This window comes from Streptomyces sp. TRM64462, assembly GCF_013362995.1.
Lineage (GTDB): Bacteria > Actinomycetota > Actinomycetes > Streptomycetales > Streptomycetaceae > Streptomyces.
Genome location: NZ_JABWDV010000331.1, coordinates 1 through 19,466, shown reverse-complemented (window position 1 = coordinate 19,466; position 19,466 = coordinate 1). Strand labels below are relative to the sequence as shown.

Annotated in this window: 17 protein-coding genes and 3 pseudogenes; 10 read left to right on the top strand and 10 right to left on the bottom strand. The window is 73.5% G+C overall.

The genetic code is table 11. From position 1 onward, the window contains the following. Window positions 1-2,976: a helix-turn-helix transcriptional regulator gene (locus HTZ82_RS16945; protein ID WP_175410231.1), complete on the top strand. Its 2,976-nt coding sequence runs from the start codon at window positions 1-3 to the stop codon at window positions 2,974-2,976. Here the strand turns inward: HTZ82_RS16945 and HTZ82_RS16940 are convergent. Together HTZ82_RS16940 and HTZ82_RS32340 are read right to left on the bottom strand one after the other, a co-directional pair. Continuing rightward, the gene (locus HTZ82_RS16940) at window positions 2,963-5,626 is read right to left on the bottom strand and encodes a LuxR family transcriptional regulator (protein WP_254711912.1); all 2,664 of its coding nucleotides are present in this window, start codon (window positions 5,624-5,626) and stop codon (window positions 2,963-2,965) included. The two genes, HTZ82_RS16945 and HTZ82_RS16940, sit on opposite strands and share 14 nt — an antisense overlap. A gap of 29 nt (window positions 5,627-5,655) precedes the next feature. Further along, window positions 5,656-5,886: pseudogene (locus HTZ82_RS32340) on the bottom strand (AAA family ATPase); the annotation flags it as partial. Window positions 5,887-6,109: 223 nt separating this feature from the next. Between HTZ82_RS32340 and HTZ82_RS16930 the strand changes: the two are divergent. Continuing rightward, a complete protein-coding gene (locus tag HTZ82_RS16930; protein WP_175410229.1) occupies window positions 6,110-6,532 on the top strand; it encodes an ATP-binding protein in 423 nt (140 codons plus the stop codon). A gap of 41 nt (window positions 6,533-6,573) precedes the next feature. Here the strand turns inward: HTZ82_RS16930 and HTZ82_RS16925 are convergent, their stop codons facing one another. After that, a complete protein-coding gene (locus tag HTZ82_RS16925; protein WP_175410228.1) occupies window positions 6,574-7,149 on the bottom strand; it encodes a dihydrofolate reductase family protein in 576 nt (191 codons plus the stop codon). 163 nt (window positions 7,150-7,312) lie between these two features. Here HTZ82_RS16925 and HTZ82_RS16920 point away from each other — a divergent pair, with 163 nt between their 5' ends. Next, window positions 7,313-8,290: a hypothetical protein gene (locus tag HTZ82_RS16920; protein WP_175410227.1), complete on the top strand. Its 978-nt coding sequence runs from the start codon at window positions 7,313-7,315 to the stop codon at window positions 8,288-8,290. 81 nt (window positions 8,291-8,371) lie between these two features. Here HTZ82_RS16920 and HTZ82_RS16915 read toward each other — a convergent pair whose 3' ends face one another. Then, window positions 8,372-9,109, bottom strand: coding sequence for a type III effector protein (locus HTZ82_RS16915; protein WP_175410226.1), 738 nt, complete (start codon window positions 9,107-9,109; stop codon window positions 8,372-8,374). A gap of 144 nt (window positions 9,110-9,253) precedes the next feature. On the opposite strand from HTZ82_RS16915, the gene HTZ82_RS16910 reads away from it, so the two are divergent. The 3 genes from HTZ82_RS16910 to HTZ82_RS16900 all read left to right on the top strand — a co-directional run bounded on the left by HTZ82_RS16910 (window position 9,254) and on the right by HTZ82_RS16900 (window position 10,663). After that, window positions 9,254-9,694, top strand: coding sequence for an Hsp20/alpha crystallin family protein (locus HTZ82_RS16910; protein ID WP_175410225.1), 441 nt, complete (start codon window positions 9,254-9,256; stop codon window positions 9,692-9,694). Window positions 9,695-9,790: 96 nt separating this feature from the next. Further along, entirely contained in the window at window positions 9,791-10,186 is a 396-nt protein-coding gene (locus tag HTZ82_RS16905; protein ID WP_175410224.1) for a DUF2267 domain-containing protein, read from the top strand. A 78-nt stretch (window positions 10,187-10,264) separates the two neighbouring features. Next, window positions 10,265-10,663 (top strand): DUF2267 domain-containing protein, encoded by a 399-nt coding sequence (locus HTZ82_RS16900; RefSeq protein ID WP_175410223.1) that lies wholly within the window; start codon window positions 10,265-10,267, stop codon window positions 10,661-10,663. A gap of 51 nt (window positions 10,664-10,714) precedes the next feature. Here the strand turns inward: HTZ82_RS16900 and HTZ82_RS16895 are convergent, their stop codons facing one another. Further along, complete coding sequence (locus HTZ82_RS16895) at window positions 10,715-11,122, bottom strand: MerR family DNA-binding protein (RefSeq protein WP_175410222.1); 408 nt, start codon at window positions 11,120-11,122, stop codon at window positions 10,715-10,717. 115 nt (window positions 11,123-11,237) lie between these two features. Between HTZ82_RS16895 and HTZ82_RS16890 the strand changes: the two genes are divergently transcribed. Further along, the gene (locus tag HTZ82_RS16890; RefSeq protein WP_175410221.1) at window positions 11,238-11,393 is read left to right on the top strand and encodes a hypothetical protein; all 156 of its coding nucleotides are present in this window, start codon (window positions 11,238-11,240) and stop codon (window positions 11,391-11,393) included. 51 nt (window positions 11,394-11,444) lie between these two features. On the opposite strand, the gene HTZ82_RS16885 is transcribed toward HTZ82_RS16890, so the two are convergent. Continuing rightward, a complete protein-coding gene (locus tag HTZ82_RS16885; protein WP_175410220.1) occupies window positions 11,445-11,834 on the bottom strand; it encodes a helix-turn-helix transcriptional regulator in 390 nt (129 codons plus the stop codon). Window positions 11,835-11,952: 118 nt separating this feature from the next. On the opposite strand from HTZ82_RS16885, the gene merA reads away from it, so the two are divergent. From merA to merB, 3 genes and pseudogenes are all read left to right on the top strand, one after another. Next, window positions 11,953-13,392, top strand: a complete 1,440-nt coding sequence (merA, locus tag HTZ82_RS16880; protein ID WP_175410219.1) for a mercury(II) reductase — start codon at window positions 11,953-11,955, stop codon at window positions 13,390-13,392. 57 nt (window positions 13,393-13,449) lie between these two features. Continuing rightward, window positions 13,450-13,860 (top strand): MerR family transcriptional regulator, encoded by a 411-nt coding sequence (locus HTZ82_RS16875; protein ID WP_175410218.1) that lies wholly within the window; start codon window positions 13,450-13,452, stop codon window positions 13,858-13,860. A gap of 72 nt (window positions 13,861-13,932) precedes the next feature. Further along, window positions 13,933-14,216: pseudogene (gene merB, locus HTZ82_RS32335) on the top strand (organomercurial lyase); the annotation flags it as partial. A 42-nt stretch (window positions 14,217-14,258) separates the two neighbouring features. Here merB and HTZ82_RS16860 read toward each other — a convergent pair. The 4 genes and pseudogenes from HTZ82_RS16860 to HTZ82_RS16850 all read right to left on the bottom strand — a co-directional run. Beyond that, window positions 14,259-14,681: an FxLYD domain-containing protein gene (locus HTZ82_RS16860; RefSeq protein ID WP_175410215.1), complete on the bottom strand. Its 423-nt coding sequence runs from the start codon at window positions 14,679-14,681 to the stop codon at window positions 14,259-14,261. A gap of 297 nt (window positions 14,682-14,978) precedes the next feature. Next, on the bottom strand, window positions 14,979-17,057 hold the full coding sequence (locus HTZ82_RS16855; protein ID WP_309235524.1) for a GMC family oxidoreductase N-terminal domain-containing protein: 2,079 nt from the start codon (window positions 17,055-17,057) through the stop codon (window positions 14,979-14,981). Further along, window positions 17,009-18,280 carry a prenyltransferase/squalene oxidase repeat-containing protein gene (locus tag HTZ82_RS32330; RefSeq protein WP_254711910.1) on the bottom strand — a complete coding sequence of 424 codons (1,272 nt, stop codon included), beginning with the start codon at window positions 18,278-18,280 and terminating at the stop codon, window positions 17,009-17,011. Before HTZ82_RS32330 ends, HTZ82_RS16855 begins: the two co-directional genes overlap by 49 nt. Continuing rightward, window positions 18,277-19,466: pseudogene (locus HTZ82_RS16850) on the bottom strand (hypothetical protein); the annotation flags it as partial. The gene HTZ82_RS32330 and the pseudogene HTZ82_RS16850, both read right to left, overlap by 4 nt.

The following is a 19,466-nucleotide window of genomic DNA, read 5'->3' as shown; positions in this document are numbered from 1 at the left end:
ATGGTGCGTGACAGCGAGACCCTCTTCGTGGGAAGAGAGGAGCACCGCAGGCAGCTCGGCCTGTGGATGTCGCAGGTGCGACGGGGACGGCTGTGCGCCGCCCTGGTCGAAGGAGAGGCCGGGATCGGGAAGTCGGCGCTGCTGCAGCAGTGGCTCACCGACCCCGCCCTGTCCGACGCGGTCGTCCTGCGGGCCCGGTGCGGTAGCGGTACAGGTTCCTCCCCGGTGGAGTTCGGGGTCGTGTCGGAGCTGGTGGCGTCCCTGGCGTCGCCGGGCCTGCTGACACGGTTCCCCCTGCTGAAGGGCGGGATCACCCCCGCCACCCCGGCATCGCAGGTCGGAGGCGCCCTGCAGGGCCTCCTGGACGAGCTGCGGAGACCCGGTTCCCGTCCGGTCGCCCTGGTGATCGACGACGTCCAGCGGGCGGATCCGCCCTCGCTGCGGGCCCTCAGAGTGGCCCTGCACGGACTGGGGACGGGGTGCGTGCTGACGGTCATGGCGGCCCGCTCCCCGGCACCCGGAAGGCGGGGCGCCAACGAGTCCCTCGTCCTGGCGGAGCGGCTGCTGCAGGAGCAGGACCGGTCGGCGCGGCTGGCCGTGCGCGGCCTCGACGAGGCGTCGGTGGGCCGTCTGGCCCGGGAGTACACGGGCCGGCCGGTGAGCGGCGGAACGGTGCGGCGGCTGGTGGACCGCACGGGCGGCAATCCTCTGTATCTGCGCCTGCTCCTGGAGCGGACGCCGGATCCGGACGCGCTCGACGACTCCCTCCCCGGCCCGGCAGCGGAAGCGGCGGGAGGACCGGCAGCAGGGGCGGCAGTGACAGCGGCGGCAGGGGCGGCAGTGACAGCGGCAGCAGGTGCGGGAGCGGCCGCAGACGTACGCCGACGGCTGGCGGCGCTGCCGGAGCCGGCCCGCCACCTGGTGGAGAGCGCGGCGGTGCTCGCGTGCCGGGCGCCGCTGCACACGGTCGGCCGCGCCGCCGGCGTACCGGACGCCGTGGAAGCCCTGGACGCGGGCCTGCGGGCGGGGCTCCTCCAGTGGTGGCCCGACGAACCCTCAGCGCCGGTCGAGCTGGCGCACCCCCTGTACCGGGACGTGGTCGTCGGCACCGTTCCGGAGGCCAGGCTGCGCACGCTCCACGAGGCGGCCGCCCCGCTCGTCGACCGGTCGTCGTCCTGGGCGCACCGCGTCGCGGCCGGCCGGGGGACGGACCACCGGCTGGCCCGGGAGCTGGAACGGGAGGCCTGGCGCCTCGCGGCGGCCGGAAGCGCCCGGCAGGCGGCCCAGAGGTTCCTGTGGGCGGCCGGGCGGTCCCGGAGCCGGGAGGAGCGGGACCGCCTGGTGTGCGTGGGAGCCGCCCATGCGCTGTGGGCCGAGGACTTCACGCGCGTGGCGCTGCTGCAGCCGGAGGTGGAGGCGTCGGCGCCCTCGGCCGTACGGAGCCTCGTTCTGGGCGCGTACGCGAGCACGCGCAGCGCGGTGGGCAGCGGCGAGCGACTGCTGACGGAGGCCGCGGGTGACCGCTCCCCGCGCTGGGTCTCCGCCATGGCCGGGACCTGGCTGGGGCAGCTCCGTCTGCACCAGGGCAGGGGCGACGCCGCGCTGGCCGCTCTGCGGAGGGTGCTGGACCTCGACGGCGACGGTGTGCCGCCGCACCTGCCGCGGCGCGCGCGGGCGCTGCTGGGTCTGGGACTCGGGCTCGTCCACCCGCCGGCACCGGCGCTGCACGCGTACGGCGAGGTCAGCGGGCTGCCGGAGGCGGAGAGCGCCGTGGCCGCGCAGGACGCGGGCACGCTCGCCGTCCGCGGCGCGCTGCGCGGCTGGGCGGGACGGTCGGCGTCCGCCGTCCGCGATCTGCGCAGGGCCCTGGACCTGATGCGGGGAGGCGCTGAGGGCGCGGCGTGCCGTGAGGGGCCGTTCATCGCCGCGTACGCGCATCTGAGCCTCGCCGCCGCCCACTACCACCTGGGGGCATGGGACGACGCGGCCGCCGCTGCCGGCCGGGCGCTCGCGATCGCCGAAGCGGAGGACGTCCTGTGCGTCAAGGCGCCCGCGCACGCCACGGCGTCGTGGCTGCACTCCGCCCGGGGCGACCGGGCCGGGGCGGAGGAACACATCCGCGGTGCGGAGAAGTGGGCCGCCGAGTTCGGCCTGGACGTCGTTCCGCACCTCGCCGTGGCCAAGGCGCTGTCCGCCCACGCGCGCGACGACGCCGAGGGTGTGCTGGCGGCGCTTCAGCCGCTGTCCGGCGCACAGGGGACGGGTGGCGATGGCGGCGACGGAGCCGTACGACTGGCCCGTTGGGCACGGCCATGGTGGCTTCCGCTCCACGTCGAGGCCCTGATCGGTAGCGGCCGCCTGGACGAGGCCGCGGTGGGGCTGGCGGCACTGGTCGAACTCGCCCGGGAGCGGCCGCCGTTGCGGACGGTGGCCGGATGGCTGACCGGGCTGTGCGCCGAGGCCGACGGGGACCCGCAGGCCGCCGCGCGCCACTTCGCGCAGACGCTCGCGCGCCCCGCACCCGCCGACGAGCCGCCCCTCCACCGCGCGCTGCTGGAGCACGCGTACGGCAGGAGCCTGTCCCGGCAGGGCAGGCATGGCCAGCATGGCCCGCATGGCCGGCATGGCGAGGCCGCTGCCCTGCTGCTGTCGGCACAGCGCCGCCTGCGCACACTCGGCGCGCTGCCCTTCCTGGAGCGCTGCCGGGCGGACCTGGACGCCCTCACGGAGAGCGGCGTGCCGGTACGCGGCCACGGCGGCGCCTCACAGGAACTGACGGTCCGTGAGCGGGAGATCGCCGAACTGGCCGGCCGCGGTCTGACCAACAAGGAGATCGCGGAAGCGCTGTTCATCAGCGCCCGGACCGTGGAGTACCACCTGGGCAACGTCTACGCCCGGCTCAACCTCACGAGCCGGCGCGACCTGCGCGGACACCTCCGGCTCCGGTCGGCGCGGAGGGACCTCAGATCCCCGTGACGATACGGCGCAGCTCATGCCGGGAACGGATGCCGAGCTTGGTGTAGATGTTGCCGAGGTGGTACTCGACGGTCTTCACCGTGACGTCGAGTTCGGCGGCGATCTCCCCGTTCGTCAGCGCCTGCCCCACGAGCTGTGCCACCTGCCGCTCGCGCGCGGTGAACCGCCCGGCCCCCGCGCCGGGGGCGTCGGACTTCGCCTGACGGCCCGGGGGGCGCTCCGACCAGTCGGCGAGCGCCTCGGCGCACCGCTCGGCGTACGGGCGGGCTCCGAGGCTCTCGTACCGTGATCGGGCCCGCGCCGCCATGGCCACGGCCGTCGCGCTCCGGCCGAGCGCGTGATGGACGCGCGCCGCCCCCTGTTCGGCGCAGGCGAGGTACAGCGGCAGGTCGTCCTCTGCCGCGTACCCGGAGCCGAGGAGCTCCTCGTACGTGGCCAGGGAGGAGCTCAGGTCGCCCGACGCCTCCGCCAGGCGCGCGCTCAGCCACCCAGCGGGAACCCGGAGGGCAGGCAACTCCTCGGCGACGCCGACGAGTTCGGCGAGCGCGGGCTCCGCATCGGCGTCACGGCCGAGCGCGAGACACGCCTCGACGTAGAGGGGCAGACACCAGGTGCGCTCGGTGGAGGTGTGACCGAGCGCCTCCTCCGCCTCCTGTGCCTCCGGAACAGGCCCCGTCCCCGATGCGCCGAACAGGGGGCGAAGCGCGTGGAGGACACCGGCGTGGTCCGCCTGCGCGTGCGCGACGGTCGCCGCAGCGAGCGACGTGAACCCGAAGCGCATGACCCCGTCCGGTGTCCTGCTGAGCCTGCGCGCCTCCCGGACATGGGCGTCGGCGCGCGCCGCGTGGCCACGGCCGGACGCGACGACGGCCGAGATGCTGTGGGCGCAGACCACGGCTCCCCTGCAGTCGTGGATCAGCGCGCTCGCCAGGGCCTGTTCGGCCTCGGACTCGGCGGCGTCCCAGTCGCCCAGGAGATAGCGGCAGAAGGCCAGCAGCGGCCGTGACGCCTCGATCGTGCCCACGGGGCTGAGCAGCCCGTCGGGCGAGTGGAGTCCCGACTCCAGGTCGCCGAGGGCGCGCGAGGGCCTGCCGGCGGCGAGTCGCAGCAGCCCGCGCGAGATCAGCACCATACGGCCGTACGGACGATGGCGCTCCGGCTCGTCCGGCGGCCGCTCGGCCCGCTCCCAGGCACGCAGGGCCTCGACCGGTCCCTCGGCCTCGATCAGTGCCGCGTAGTGCAGGATCGTGGCCGCCCCGGCGAGCGGGCCGTCGAGCCGCCCGCCGGCCAGCGCGCGGCGGGCCAGGGCGACAGCCCTCGTCTCCCTGCACAGGGCCAGTTCCGCCGCCGCCAGGAACGCCCTGAGCACGCCGGCGAGCCGCGCGGACCCGGGGCGACTCTCACCGGACACCTGCTCCGGGGCTTCCAAGGCCTCCAGGGCTGAGGACAGGTCATGCGCCGCGGTCGCCGCATCGCCCTCCAGCAGCGCGAACTGGCCGAGCACCAGGCTGCGCAGCGGGGACGGCGGGAACGCGGCCACCGTCTTCTTGAGCCGACGCGCACGGCGCACGTCGAAGCCCTGGAGGAGGGACATCACCACGGTCAGGGTGAGACGCTCGCGCTCCGCCGGGTCCTCGGTGAGCCCGGCGGCCCACAGCAGATACGCCGAGGCGTGGGTGAGGTCGTGCTCGGCGACGGCCCTGGCCTCCGCTTCCAGGGCGGTGGCGAGCGAGTCCGAGAAGCCGTCGGCCGCCGCGACACGGTGGCGCCACGCCGCGTGCCCGGACATCGCGGGTGCCGCGGAGGCATGGAGCTCACGGCGCCGCCGCGGCGGGATCGCCCGGTAGATCACGTCACGTTCCAGCTCGTGATGGATGCGTACGAGAAGCGCCGGGAGCCCTTCGCCGCTCGTGCTCTCCCGGTGCTTCACCAGCCCGGCGCCGATCAGCGGCTCCAGCGCCTGCTCACGCCCGCCGTCGCGCACCTCCACCCCCGCGAGTCGTGCGACCAGGCCGAGCGGCTGCCAGGAGTCGACGACCGCCAGTGCCTCGACGATCCTGCGGCTGTCCGCGGGGAGTTCGCCGATCCGGGCCCGTATGGTGTCCGAGAACGCCGGGGGCACGGAGCAGGACCCGCCGCGTGTCAGCAGCTCCTCGATCGGGGTGCTGGACAGCAGGAGTCCCGTGTGCAGCGGGTGTCCCCCGGTGCGCCGGTGCAGACAGTCCGCGAGGGCCGCGCCGGCCAGCCCGGCGCCACCGGCCTCGACCAGGGCACGCGTCTCGTCGACCGTCAGCCGGCCCAGCCGGAGGTGGTCCACCCGGTCCGGCACACCGACGAAGCCCGCCAGGGGCGCCGGGACGGCCGCGGGCGCCGGCCGTGCGGAAGGCGGCCCGGCGGGTGGCGTGCGCACCACGACGATCAGCAGGAACCGGCAGCGGTCCAGCCGGTTGAGGACCACTCCCAGCGCCGCGGCGGATTCCGGGTCGATCCACTGAGCGTCGTCGATGACCACGGCGACGGGGGCGACCCGGGTGGCGTCGCAGAGCGCCGAGAGCAGTGCGCGGCTGACGGCACGCGTGTCCGTGCCGGCGCGCCACACCGTCGGGGCGCCGGGGCGCGGGCGGTGGCCCCCGGCCGATGCCCGTGCCATGAGCTGCTGACGACACCGTACGCGAGGTCCTGCTCCACCCGGTCGCACACGGCCCTGGCGATCGTGAACCCCTCCAGGCCGCGGACGAACCGGCGGGCCAGAGTGGTCTTGCCGATCCCCGCCTCTCCGGACACCACCACGACGCCCGGCGCCCCCGAGCGGGCACGCCGGGCGGCCTCAGCCAGGGCACGCAGCTCCGCGGCCCGCCCGACGAACAGATCGTGCGTCGCACGGCCGGCACCGCCCACCCCGTCGCCCATGTCCCGCTCCGTTCCCGTCCCAGGGCCGGGACACCGCTATCCGAACACTGATCGCGACGGCGCGGCCTAGGGGTTTTCCCCAGTCCCCGTTCCCGGGGCGCGGGTGCGAGACCAGGGATTCTCCCTGGTACGCCGGACGCCCGGGATCCGTAGAAAGGAAGGGCAAGGAAGGGCGAGGACGGTCAGCCGGACACCTCCCGTACCGCCTCTGGATGTGAGATCCATGATCACCACCGCCGACGACCGGGCCGCCCAGGGGAAGGGACGGCTCTGGCTGCTGCCCCACGGACCGAAGTCCGCGGGCATCGCACGCCGTGTGGCCCGCGCCGCCCTCCACGGCTGGGGCGTCGCGTCGGATGCCGCCGTGGAACCGGTCCTGCTGGTCGTGTCGGAACTGGTCACCAACGCCGTCGAGCACGCGCTGCCCCCGGTCGCCCTGCGGCTGGAGGAGGCGGACGCCGGCACCGTGCACCTGGAGGTCCAGGACGGCGGCCCCTCCCGGACCAAGGGCACCTGGATCGCCGGCTGCGACGAGGACGAGCACGGGCGGGGCATCCTGATCGTCGACCGCATCGCCACCGCTCACGGCTCCCGCTCCGGTGGCCACGGGACGACCGTCTGGGCGGACCTGCCGCTCACCGCCTGACCCGCACACCCGGCGGCCCGGCACCGGCACGTCGGATCCCGTCAGGACACGGCCTGGCGCACCACGCGGTAGCGGAGGTGGACGACCTTCGAGCGGAAGGTGCGGCTCTCGACGAGTTCGAGATCCACCCGGCGCTCGTGCTGGGGAAAGAACGGAATGCCACCGCCGACCAGCACCGGATGCACCCTGGGCCGGTACTCGTCGATCAGACCCAGCGCGGCCGCTTCGGCGGCGAGAGTCGCGCCGCCGATCGCGATGTCGCCCTCCCCCGGCTCGGCCCGCAACCGCTCGATCTCCTCCGCGAGGTCGCCGGAGGCCAGGCGGGCATGGCCCTGCACCGCCGACAACGTGGTCGAGAACACCACCTTGGGGAGCCGCTTCCAGATCGCGGCGAACTCGAGCGTCGGGAAGTCGAGCGAGGGATTCTGGTCGGCGGTCTCCCAGTACAGCATCGTCTCGTACAGCCGTCGCCCCATCAGGTGGACGCCGAGCTCTCGCACCTCGTCGGTGGCGAAGCGGAAGACCTCCTCGTCGGGCTCCGACCAGTCGAAGCCGCCGTCCGGCCCGACGATGTAGCCGTCAAGTGAGACACCCATCGAATAGGTCACGCTGCGCATCAGAAGTCCTCCTCGATAGCGCTTCGACAGTACGACCGCCGGACGCCGCAGGACTCATCGCGACTCGCGGGGCTCCTCAAATCTCCCCTCCGCAGTCTTTCAAGGCACGGCACGGCCTCGACCCGGATACGGGGCAGCCCGAGTTCGGCGTTAGCCTCGGCGGATGATTCCTGCGCGGCCTCCGAAGGTCATCACACGCCACCGCGGCGGGTGCATCCATGCCTACGTGTTGGACCCCGGCGCCTTCGGGACGCTGGAGCCCGCCGCGGTGTTCCAGCCGCGGGCCGGCGACGAGGTCGTGGCGTCGGCGGTCCGGCCCGATCTGGAGCGAGTCGTGTATACGACGCTGAACGGAGTCGTCTGCCTCACACGCACCGGTGACCTCGTGTGGGCGTCGGACTTCGCGCCGCACTCCGACGTGCCCCATGGCCACCGGCCCGGCTGCGCGCTGTCGCTGGACGGCCGGACCGTGTGGGTCTACCGGCCGGACGCGATGGCCGGACGCGGGGACGGAGACCAGTGGGTCGTGTACGACGCCGAGAGCGGGGCGGTCCTCGTTCGCAGGGAGCTGGAGACGGTCGGGCACGGCGCCCACCACCACGTGCACCCGGTGGACGGCAGCGTCTACCTCGACATCGGTGAGGGCCAGGACGGCTCCGTCATTCTGCGGGGTACGGCCGGGGCTGACGGCGAGCCGGAGTTCGTGACGTACCCGTGGTGGGACCGCTGCCTGATCGACCTGGCGCCGGACGGCCAGCAGTTCATGACGGTCGACCACGGGCAGGCGGACGTCGCCTTCCACCGCCACCCCAGCGGCGACGTGCTCTTCACGCTGCCCGTCGAGGCCTTCGGGTACGACCCGGAGGAGACCTTCGTGGAATGGAGCGGCGGCTATCTGACCCCCGACACGGCCGTGGTCACCCTGGGCGGTGAGAGCCAGGACGAGGAGGAGTGGTTCCGGTACCACCTGGTCGACGTGCGCACCGGCGCGGTCGGCGGCGAGATCGCCGTCGAGGCGAGCAGCCCGTACGAACTGGAGCCCCTGGGCGACGGCTGCTGGCTCACCGACGGCCCCGACGGCAACCCCGTCCGCTGGTCCCGCTCTCCGCTGCCGTCCGCACCGCCGTACCCGGCAGGCTGACGGGGGCATCGGCCGGGGACCGGGCAGTACCGAGCGGGATCCACCTGCCAAGGCCCGCCGTCTGGTGGTGTCGCGCTCGGGTCAGCTGAGTGTGCGGCGGCGGTGGTCGCTGGTGCGGCGTAGCTCGTCGGTCCGCCGGATGACGTCGTCGACTCGCTGCGCCAGCTCCGGGTGGTGATGCCGGAGGTGGGCGCCGGTGTCGCCGAGCGGGCCGATCAGGTCGGCGGCGTCGTCGGTGGCCAGCGCCCGCGCGAGGCCCTCCAGAGGCGGGCGCGCCCGGCGGGGCAGATCGTCCAGCGCCGTGATCTGCCCGGCGAGCTGCCGCAGCTGCGCCGCGTTGTCGCGCGCCCACGCGGAGACGGTCCGGTCGGCCGCCCGGCGGTCGCGCGTCGCCTTGACCCGCTGGTCCCGCGTGGCGCCTTCTCCCCCGGGCCGCACGCGCAGATAGCGGCGCTCGGCGGCCTGGCGGCTCGCGACGCCCAGCGGCCCGGCGAGGTCCGCCCAGCTCGCGCCGGCCGTGCGGGCGGCCTCGATCAGGCCGGGCTCCCAGGCGTCCAGGCTGCGCCGTACCTCGCGCAGCATGAGCAGCACCGCCAGGGCCTGCTCGGGGCCACCCGGCTCCGGACCGACGACCGCCTCGCCCGCGTCCGCCGCCTCGCCCGCGTCCGCCGCCTCGGCCGCGTCGGTGCCGCCCGGCGTACCGGCGGCGGGATCGGCCGCCGCGCGGACCGCCTCCTCGATGGCGGTCAGCGCCGCCGCCGCGGCGACCAGGGAAGAAGGGCCCGGTTCCGGCGACGCCGACTGCCCCGTTCCGCCCACGAGGGGCCTCCTCTCACCACTGCTTCCAGGCCGTCAACGAACCGATGACGGCCACGGTTGTCATAGGAACGATGACATGCTACAACCGGATACAGGTGAAGCGCATTGGCATGAAGTGCCTGATTTCACTGGAGGTGTTGACCGATGTTGATGCGCACCGATCCGTTCCAGGAACTCGACCGGCTCGCTCAGCGGCTCGTGGGTTCGGCGGGCACATGGTCGCGGCCCACGCCGATGCCGATGGACGCGTACCGCGAGGGTGACGAGTACGTGATCGCCTTCGACCTCCCGGGCGTCTCCCCGGACGCCATCGACGTCGACGTCGAGCGCAACATGCTGACGGTGAAGGCCGAGCGTCGGCCCCAGGTCAGGGCCGAGGACGTGCAGGTCGAGCTGTCCGAACGCCCCCTGGGTGTGTTCTCCCGCCAGGTCATGCTGGCCGACACCCTCGACGCCGAGCGCATCGAGGCGGGCTACGACGCGGGCGTCCTGACCCTGCGTATCCCGATCGCCGAACGCGCCAAGCCGCGCAAGATCGCCATCAGCGTCGGCGAAGGCGCCGCACAGCGGCAGATCGAGAGCTGATCACCCGCGTACGGCCGCACGGAGTCAGGCCCCGGCACCGATCCCCGCCGCCGGGGCCCGCACTCCGCGTGGCCGGCGACCGGAAGGCCCAGCGCCATGCGCATACGGTGGGAACCCTTCCTGGAGCGCGTCCAGGAACGCGGCGAGTACTCCTCCCGCCACGAGGCGGAACGCGCGGCCCGCGTCGTGCTGGCACTGCTCGGCGCCCACCTGGTGGGCGACGTGCGGAGCGACCTGGCCGCACGTCTGCCGGAGACCTTCTCGCTGATCCTGCTCAACCCCTTGCAGGCCGCGGAGCCCCTCTCACCCGAGCGGTTCGTCCGCGCCACCGCGGCGTGGATCGACGGGGCCACGGAGGAGACCGCCAAGTGGGATGTCGGCGCCGTCCTCAGCGTCGTCGCCGACGGCTGCGACGACGACCTGACGGAGCGCGTCCTGACGCAGCTCCCCCCGGGCTACGACCTGCTCTTCGGCCGCCCCCGTGCGGCCTGACACGTACCCACAGGAACGACGACTTGACGTGATGTTCCCCGCCGCCGACCCGGCGGCGGGGAGGAAAGGGCACACAACATGAGGTGGGACGAACTCGTCGAGCGCGTACGCACCGCCGGCCGCTACGACACCCCCGCCGAGGCGGAACGCGTGCTGCGGGCCGTGCTGACCGTGCTGGGCGGTCACGTCATCGGCGACGAACGCATCGACCTCGTACACCTCCTGCCTCCCCAGGCCGGCGCCCTCCTCGCCGCGCAGATACCGGTGACCGAACCCGTCACCGGCCCCGAGTTCGTCGAGACCGTCGCCCGCGACCTCGCGCCGCTCACCGTGCCCGAGGCCCGCTGGGCCACGGGAACGGTCCTCAGCGTGATCGCCGACCTCGCGGGCGACGACCTCACCCACCGCCTCCTCGCGGACCTGCCCCGTGGCTACGCCCTCCTCTTCGGCCGCGCCGAACTCACACCCGCCGCCTGAGGACCGCCACCAGCGCACCGGAACGGTGTCCGCGGGTGCCGGCCGGCCGGCTCAGGCGTCTTCGATGATCGGGCAGACTTCGGACGACTCCGCGCAGGGACGTTCATCAGCCGCTCGCCGGGTGTCGGTGAGGGCCTGACGCAGGGCGAGCAGGTCGGCCACAGTGGTGTCGATCTCGGCGACACGGGCGTCGAGGAGGTCGCGGACGGCGTCGCAAGGCGGTCGGCCGCCTCGGCGGATCTCCAGCACTTCGCGTACGTCGTCGAGATGCAGGCCGAGAGCGCGGGCCCGTCGGATGAAGGCCAGCAGTTCGACGTCGCCGGGGCTGTAGAGCCGGTAGCCGGCCGTGCTGCGTTCCGCCTCCGGCAGCAGGCCCCTGGCCTCGTAGACGCGGACCGCCTTCCGGGTGAGTCCTGCGGCCCGGGCGGCCTGCCCGATGGTGAGCATGGGTGACGCCATGGTCGGCCTCCTTCCACCTCCAGTGTTGACCCTGCCCCTGGGGCCGGGTTCTAGCGTTACTCGTGTCCGGCGAGAACGCGAGAACGCGAGAAGCGAGAGGTGAGAGGTGAGAGCGATGCCGTTCCGCGAAGGAGAGGTCTACCGCTGCCCGGACGAGAACTGCGGCTGCGAGCTGACGGTGACCAAGGGCGCCCCGGCCACATGCGGCGGCCGGCAGAGCCCGACCTGCTGCTGCGGCAGGACAATGATCAAGGTTTCACAGGCGACGTGACCACGCCGCTGCAGGCCGCGACCGGCAATCGCGGCCTGCACGGTGTGGCAGTCAGCGGCGTTCGCTGTCGGGGATGCGGGTGCAGCAGGTCAGGGCGGTGGCGTTGTCAGCGGCCAGGGAGCGGGCGAGCACGATCAGGTCGGCCACGCGCGGGTCGCCCACGGAGTAGCGCAGCTTCTTGCCGTCGCGGCGGGCCGTGACGTAGCCGCAGTCGACCAGGCAGGACAGGTGGACCGAGACGCGCGGCTGGGAGATGCCGGCGTAGGCGACGCAGTCGGCGGAGGTGCGCTCGCCGCGCTGGATGTACTCCAGCAGCTTCAGGCGGGTGGGGTCGGCCAGAGCGCGGAAGAACTTCGCCACCGTGCCCAGATGGGTACACGGCACCTCCTCCACGCCCTCCCGGGCAGGAGGGGCGGTGGCGGTGGTGGCGCGGTCGGTCATCGGGGGCCTCCACAACTGGAACTATTCGCCTAGCCGCATAGTATGTCCTCAGGGGCTATTCGGGAAAGCGCATAGAACGGTTCCGATCACACGGTCCCGCAGGCGAGGAGGTGCCGCGGTGAGCCAAGCGGACAACGGTTTCGACCTGGCGGTCATCGGTTCGGGCGGCGGGGCGTTCGCCGCCGCGATCGCCGCCCGGCGCAAGGGCCGCTCGGTGGCGATGGTCGAGCGGGCCACCACCGGCGGCACATGCGTCAACACCGGATGTGTGCCGTCCAAGGCGCTGCTGGCCGCCGCCGGGGCCCGCCGCGGCGCGCTGGATGGGCAGCGTTTCCCCGGCATCCGCACCGAGGCCGGGCCGGTGGACTTCGACGCGCTGATCGACGGCAAGGACAAGCTGGTCCAGGAGATGCGGGCGGAGAAGTACACGGACCTGGCCACCGAGTACGGCTGGGACATCCTGCCCGGCACCGCCCGCTTCACCGGCGACCGGGACGACCCCGCCCTGGACGTCACGCCGGGCGACGGCGGCGGCAGCCGCCGGATCCACGCCGCGCACTACCTGATCGCCACCGGCTCGGCCCCGTGGGCGCCGCCCGTCGACGGCCTGGCGGAGGCCGGCTACCTGACCTCCACCACCGCCATGGACCTGGACGTGCTGCCGGAGAGCCTGCTGGTCCTGGGCGCCGGGTATGTCGGGCTGGAGCAGGCCCAGCTGTTCGCCCGCCTGAGCACCAGGGTCACCGTGGTGGCCCGCAGCCGCCTCGCCTCCGGCGAGGAACCGGAGATCTCCGCAGCCCTTCAGGACGTCTTCGCGGATGAGGGCATCACCGTCCACACCCACACCCGCCTCACCACCGTGCGCCGGGACTCGGGCGGGATCGTGGCCACCGCCCGTACCAGGGAGGGCAGGAGGCTGGAGCTGCGCGCCGATGAGCTGCTGGTGGCCACCGGCCGCCGCCCGGTCACCGACGGCCTGAACCTGGAGGCGGTCGGGGTCACCACGGGCGCGCGGGGGGAAGTCGTCGTCGACGGGCAGCTGCGTACGGCGAACCGGCGGATCTGGGCGGCCGGGGACGTCACCGGTCACCCCCAGTTCGTCTACGTCGCCTCCGCCCACGGTGCCCTGATCGCCGACAACGCCTTCGACGGCACCGGGCGCACGGTGGACTACCGCCACCTGCCGCGGGTCACCTTCACCACTCCGGCCATCGCCTCCGCCGGCCTGACCGACGCCGAGGCCGTCGCCCAGGGCTACACCTGCGACTGCCGCGTCCTGCCGCTTCCGTACGTGCCGCGTGCGCTGGTCAACCGCGACACCCGCGGCCTGATCAAGCTCGTCGCCGACGCCGCCACCGGCCGTCTCCTCGGTGCACACGTCCTGGCCGACGGTGCCGGTGACGTCATCGCCACCGCCGTCTACGCGCTGGCGGGCGGGATGACGGTGCGGCAGATGGCCGACCTGTGGTGCCCGTACCTGACCATGGCCGAGGGCCTGAAGCTCGCGGCCCAGACGTACACCCGCGACGTCACCAAGCTGTCCTGCTGCGCCGCCTGAGACCACCGGAAAGGATCCGGAAAGGATTTCGTCATAGGTGGGAACCGGGCGCGGCCGATGACGGTCGGAGAGCTGTCCCGCCGGACCGGGGTACCGGTCAAGACGCTGCGCGCGTACACCGACCTCGGCCTCGTCTACACCCTGGGCCGCAGCCCGGCCAACTACCGGCTCTACACCGCCGACGCCCTGTGGTGCGTGCGGTTCATCGGCGAGCTGCGCGGCCTGGGCCTGACCGTCGCCGAGATCCGCGAACTGACCACGGCGTATCTCGACGGCGCCGACGGACAGGTCGGCTCGCACCTGGCCGAGCTGCTGCACCGCTCCCGCGAACGGCTGCGCCGGCGCATCGCGGCCCACCAGCAGATCCTGGATCGGATCGAGACGTTCGAGGCCGCGCACCAGGCCGACTTGGCGGAGAGCGACCTGTGCTGGGCCGGCGATCCGCGCGGCTGCGGCCCGCGGGCTTGACCCTCACCGCGGGGGCAGACCCTACGGTCGGCGGCATCAGACCCCTCCACGCAGCGAAGGGAAGGACCCGTCGTGGACACCGACACCCAGGACTTCGCCGCCCGCTTCAACGACGCGCTCACCAGCGCCCCCGGCCTGGAACCGGCGCTGCTGCACCCTCTGCTGACGCTGCTGGCCGCCGGCCGAGGAGATCCGCCAGGCACTCGTCCACGCCCGACACCGAGTACGACGCCGATGGCCGCATCACCGGCTACGGCCTCACCCTGAATCCGCCCCCTCACCGGTACGAGACCGACGGCCGCACCCTGTACACCTGGTGCGCGCTCGACACGCTGGTCTTCCCCGCTGTCCGGGGCTCCGGCCTCGATCCGCACGAGCTTCTGCAACGAGATCCACCTTCACGATGCGAAGCGCGTGACGTCGGCGATCCGACAGGTGATGGGGCCATCGATCTGAGTCAGCCCTTGGGCCGCCACGGACGACTGCTGGCCTGGCGCGACGTTGTTCGTGGCGGCGTACCCTTCGTCCAGCCGCCGGCCGGACGCGTCGACGAATTCGATCTGCACGATGTAGTTGCTGGGCTTGCTGGACCGGTTGGTGATCAAGAGCTCTGCCCTGGCGAGGTTCGTGAGGGAGTCGACGGCACACGACGTGATCTGAACGTCCCCTTCCGGCCCCTCCTCCTGTGGCCGGCCGGGGCTGGCAGTCGTTGCCGTGGGACGCACACCCGTGGGCGACGGCGGCACCTCGCGCTCCGGCTCCTCGTCACCACCGGCGACGAGGAGGAGGACCACAACGAGGATCACCGCGAGGACCACCACGGCCAGACACGAGCACCCGACGATCCACCCCGTGCGGGACCGGCTCGGCGGGCGGGGTCCCCAGGCTCGACCGGCACCCTCGCGGCCTCCGCCCGCCGACGACGGACTCCCCGACTCGGGGGGCTGCTCCGGACTCGACATGGCCTCAGGCTCCGTCGGGTCCGGAGGAGGCGCATCTCGACGGTGGCCATGAGGCTGACGCCGTCAGGGTGGCGACATCGATAAGCATGGTCTCGACGGCTCGCTCGGCGGCCGGACGTCATGTCGGTCAGGCCGCCAGGTGCCGGGCCCGTTCGCTTACGGACGCAGGAGTACGAAGTAGAACGGGTGCCCTGCCTCCGAAGGGCGGTCGCTGCCGGTCATGATGCCCATCAGGGTGTCTTCGTCGGCCTGCTTGAAGTAGTCGACGACGGGCTTGGTGTCGTACAGGAGCGCGGTGGTGATCTCGCCGCGGAAGGGCAGTGACAGGAGTCGTCCGCCACCGCCGGCCGCCTGTGTGTCGGCGTACAGGTTTCCGTTCTCGTCGCGGCAGATCATCGGCTCGACCTCGTCGGGTGAGTGGAAGGCCTTGCCGTACCAGCGCAGTGCGCGGAGGCGGTCGGCGGTGGGGTGGCCGGTGTTGAGGGCGGTGCCGCGCCAGGTGCCGAGGATCTGGTCGGGGCGGACGGTGTCCAGTCGGGTCCAGAGGGTGTCGAGATCGGCGGGGTCGACGGGGGCGGCGTTCGCTCCGAGCTCGTGCAGTCGGTCCCGGGCCTGGGTCCGGTTCCGGGTCCGGTTCTGGTCCCGGTTCCGGGTCCGGTTCTGGTCCCGGGTCCGGGTCCGCTCGTACCCGGCAGACCTCTGCGGCAGGGTGGCGGTGGCGCCCGCCAGGGGGTCGCGTCGGCGGATCAGGTCGGATGCCTTCTCGGCGACCATGATGGCGGCCGCGTTGGTGTTGCCGCGCGGGACGGCCGGCAGCACGGAGGCGTCCGCGACGCGCAGACCCTCGATTCCCAGGACGCGGAGCCGTTCGTCGACGACACGGCCGATCGCGCAGGTCGAGGTGGGGTGGTACGTCGTGCTGCCGGTGCGCCGGGCGAACTCCACCAGGGCGCGGTCGTCGTCCTCGGCGGGGAGCAGGAAGGGGCGGCCGCCGCGGGCCCGCAGGGCAGGCTGACCGGCCATGTCCAGCGCGAGCCTCAGCCCGTCCGCCACGCTGTGCGCGTCGGCCTGGTCCGTGAGGAAGTTGCCGAGGATGCGCGGCGTGTGGTCGGGCGCGGCCGACCGGAGGGCGACCCGGCCTCGGCCGGCGGGATGGAGGAACGAGACCAGGATGGTGTAGCCGTTGTGCCGGGTGTCGCCGAGGCCCTCTTCATGCCAGATCGCGTGGGCGAAGCCGAGCTGGACATCCGGTGCGGGCAGGCCGTCGCGGGTGCGCAGGAACGCACCGGCCTCGCTGCCGTTGGAGGTCATCGGCCCGCGGCCCTCGTGCCAGGCCAGGTCGAGGTTGTGCGGCGTGGACCGGGCGTGCAGGGTCGGTTCGTCGGTGAGCCAGACCAGCGGCACCGCGAGGTGGTCCTGCAGCCCTTCGCCGACTGGCAGATCCTGCTGGATCCGGATGCCGTGGGCGGCCAGTTCGGCCGCCGGGCCGATACCGGAGAGCATGAGCAGCTGCGGGGAGTGGTAGCTGCCCGCGCAGACGACGACCTCCTGCCCGGCCGCGACAGTGAACTCCCGGCCATCTCGCCGGGCCAGCACGCCGGTGGCTCGGCCATGCTCGATCAGGATCCGCTGCACTGTCGCCCCGGTCATGACGGTGAGGTTCGGCCGGGACACCGCGGGGAGCAGGAACGCGGTGGCGGTACTGCACCGGCGGCCCTGCCGCTGCGTCAGCTGGTAGCGGCCGGCGCCGTCCTGGACGGCCGCGTTGAAGTCGGGGTTCAGGGGGTGTCCCGCCTGCTCGCAGGCGTCGAGGAAAGCGTCGGCCAGTGGGTGGCGGCTGCGCGGGTCGGACACGCTCAGCGGCCCGCCGGTGCCGTGGTAGGCATCGGCACCGCGCTCGTTGTCCTCGGAGCGGCGGAAGTACGGCAGCACCTCGTCGTAGGACCAGCCGGTCGCGCCCCGGGCGGCGTAGGCGTCGTAGTCGGAGCGGTGACCGCGGATGTAGATCATCGCGTTCACGGCACTGGAGCCGCCCAGTGTGCGGCCCCTGGGGAGAGGCAGGCGGCGGCCGCCCAGGCCCGGTTCGGGCTCGCTCCACAGGTTCCAGTCGTACGAGCTCTGGATCAGCCGTCCGTACGCCGCGGGCACGTGGAGCTCGCGGGTGGTGGCGGAGTCGCCGGCTTCGATCAGGGCGACGTTGACGGCCGGGTCCTCGCTGAGCCGGTTGGCCAGCACGCATCCCGAGGATCCCGCGCCGACGATGACGTAGTCGTACCAGTTCGCAGCGTCGAACCCCAGGATGCCGGGGACAGGGGCCACGCCTCGTCGGCAGCGGCGGTGCGCGAGGACGGCGGTGCCGCGGCGCTGGGCGGGCAGCCGGGCAGATGGCCATGCCGCCGCAGGTCGCCCAGCGCGGTCAAGACGTAGATCCCCGCCATGTTCGGGAAGTTGTACGGGATGGGGCGCGGGGCGACCTGGTCGGGCTTGGACGTGAAGCCGCCGTCCGGGCGCTGCCGGCTCAGCAGGTGGGCGAGGCCCTGCTCACGCCGCTCCCGGGTCTCCGGGCCGTCCAGCACGGACAGGGCGCTGAGTGAGTGCACGGTGCTGATGGGATCGCTGGTGTCGCCCGCGGTCTGTCCCCCGTCGAGGTTCTGGGTCTGGTGCAGGTAGGCCTCGGCGCGGTCGCGGACCTGGTCGATGCCCTGCCGGAAGCGCGGGAGCTCGCCGTCGGGTACACGGTGCAGGGCGTGCAGGACTCGGCGGATCGCGTGTGCCTCGCTCAGGCTCCAGCTGCGCTCGAAGGTGCCGTCCGGCTGCTGCGCCCCGAGCAGGAAGGCCACCGCGGGGTTCAGGATCCCGGAGTAGGTGTCCCAGTCGGGTGCGAGGGCGTTGACGACGTTCGCGGTCATCACGATCTCGGAGGGGTGGCCGGACACGTAGGTGGGGAAGCCGCCGTCCGGGTTGGCCATGCCGGCCAGGTACGCGCCGCCGCGGTCCAGGGCGGTCCGGTAGCGGACCGGGTCGATGGCCCGCAGGGTCTCGATGACGGCGCCCGCGGTCTCGACGTCGTCCTGGGTCACCCGTTCGGTGTACGGCCAGTGGCCGCCTGCGTTCTGCTGTTGGAGCAGGTATTCGCCGATCCTGGCCAGCAGCAGCGGATCGGCGCCGGTCTCGGCGAGCGCGAGCCCGCCCAGTGCGCCGAAGAATACGGCGTAGTCGGGGATGAACGGCACACCGCCGTCCGGGTTGCGCACGGCCACGACCGCCTCGATCCCGTCCCGTACGACCCGGCCGCCGGGCGCGAACTCGTGGACGGCCAGCAGGGCGAGCAGATGGGCGCCGATGTTGGCCTCCCAGATGTCGCGCCGGCCCGCGCGCAGTCGGGTGAGGAGGAACTCCCGGTCCTCTTCGCCGACCAGGTCAGGCCGCCCGCGGCCATAGGCATTGAGGATCTTCACCGCGCACAGACCGACCTCCAGATCGCGAAGCCGCGGTAGTCGAGGCCGGCGAGGTCGACCTCCGGGTACGGCCCGGCTCCGAGGACCGCCAGGTATGTGCCCAGCATCAGCCGCTTGCGTTCCGAGGTGAAGTGAGCGAAGCCCGCCAGCAGTTCCTCGGCATCGCACGGTCCGGTGGACTCGCCCAGGGCGATCTCGGCGAGGCGGCGCTCGACCGCGTTCAGAGCGGGGTCCCGCCTGCGGCGGTCCAGGAACCGCAGCAGCGACTCCTGGGTCCCGGTGAGGACGCGCTCGCGGCGCAGCAGCGCCAGCAGCATCGTGGACTCGGCGACGCGGCTGTCGCAGGCCTCGCTGTACGCGCCGCGGTCGTCGAAGCAGCCGGCCACCCTGGCGGCGAGCCGCGCGACCCGTTCGCCCGAGGTCCACCCGGAGGGCGCGCCACCCGGCTGCCAGAGCCGCATACCGGCACCGGTCGCGGCGACGGTCGGCCACAGGCCGGGGCCGGTGGCGGGGCCGGTGGCGGTGCCGGTAGCGGTGCCCCGCCCGGACGGCTCGGCAGCGGCGGCGAGGGCCCTGCGTGCCTCCACGAGCAGCGGCGCCGGCCGCAGCCGCGCCAACTGGCCGAGCACCACACGGGAGAAGGCGTCCCGGCGCGCCCCGGCCCCGGCATCGGACAGCGCCGTCCGGCTGACGACCAGTTCGGTGAGCCACTCGACCACCTCACCTGCGGCCCCGTCCAGCGCCGCCCGGAGCTCCTCGCGCCACTGCGGCGCGGACAGCACCGCGCTGCGCGACCACAGCTCGGCCAGGCCACGCTCCACCGGGTTGCCCGGCCGCCACCGCGGGCCCCCGGCGCCGGCAGGCGCGAACTCCCGCAGGCGGGCGAGGAACTCCCGTACTCCCGGGACGTCCCGGCTCTCGACGTACCGGTCCGTCACGTAGTCGTCGGCGAACCGCGACCAGACGAACCAGGCCGCCGCCAGATCCGGCTCCGCAGGCTCCGCAGGCTCCGCGGGCTCCGCCGTGACAGAGCCGGAGCGCCCGGGATCCCGGGTGCCGCCCGCCGTGGCGGTCGGCAGCGATTTCAGCGGTGCGGGGTCCAGCCGGGCGAGGTCCGACTCCTCCCACACCCCGAAGACAGGGTCCAGCACGCCGATCCCGCGCGCCCACTCGCCCGCGCGGTGGA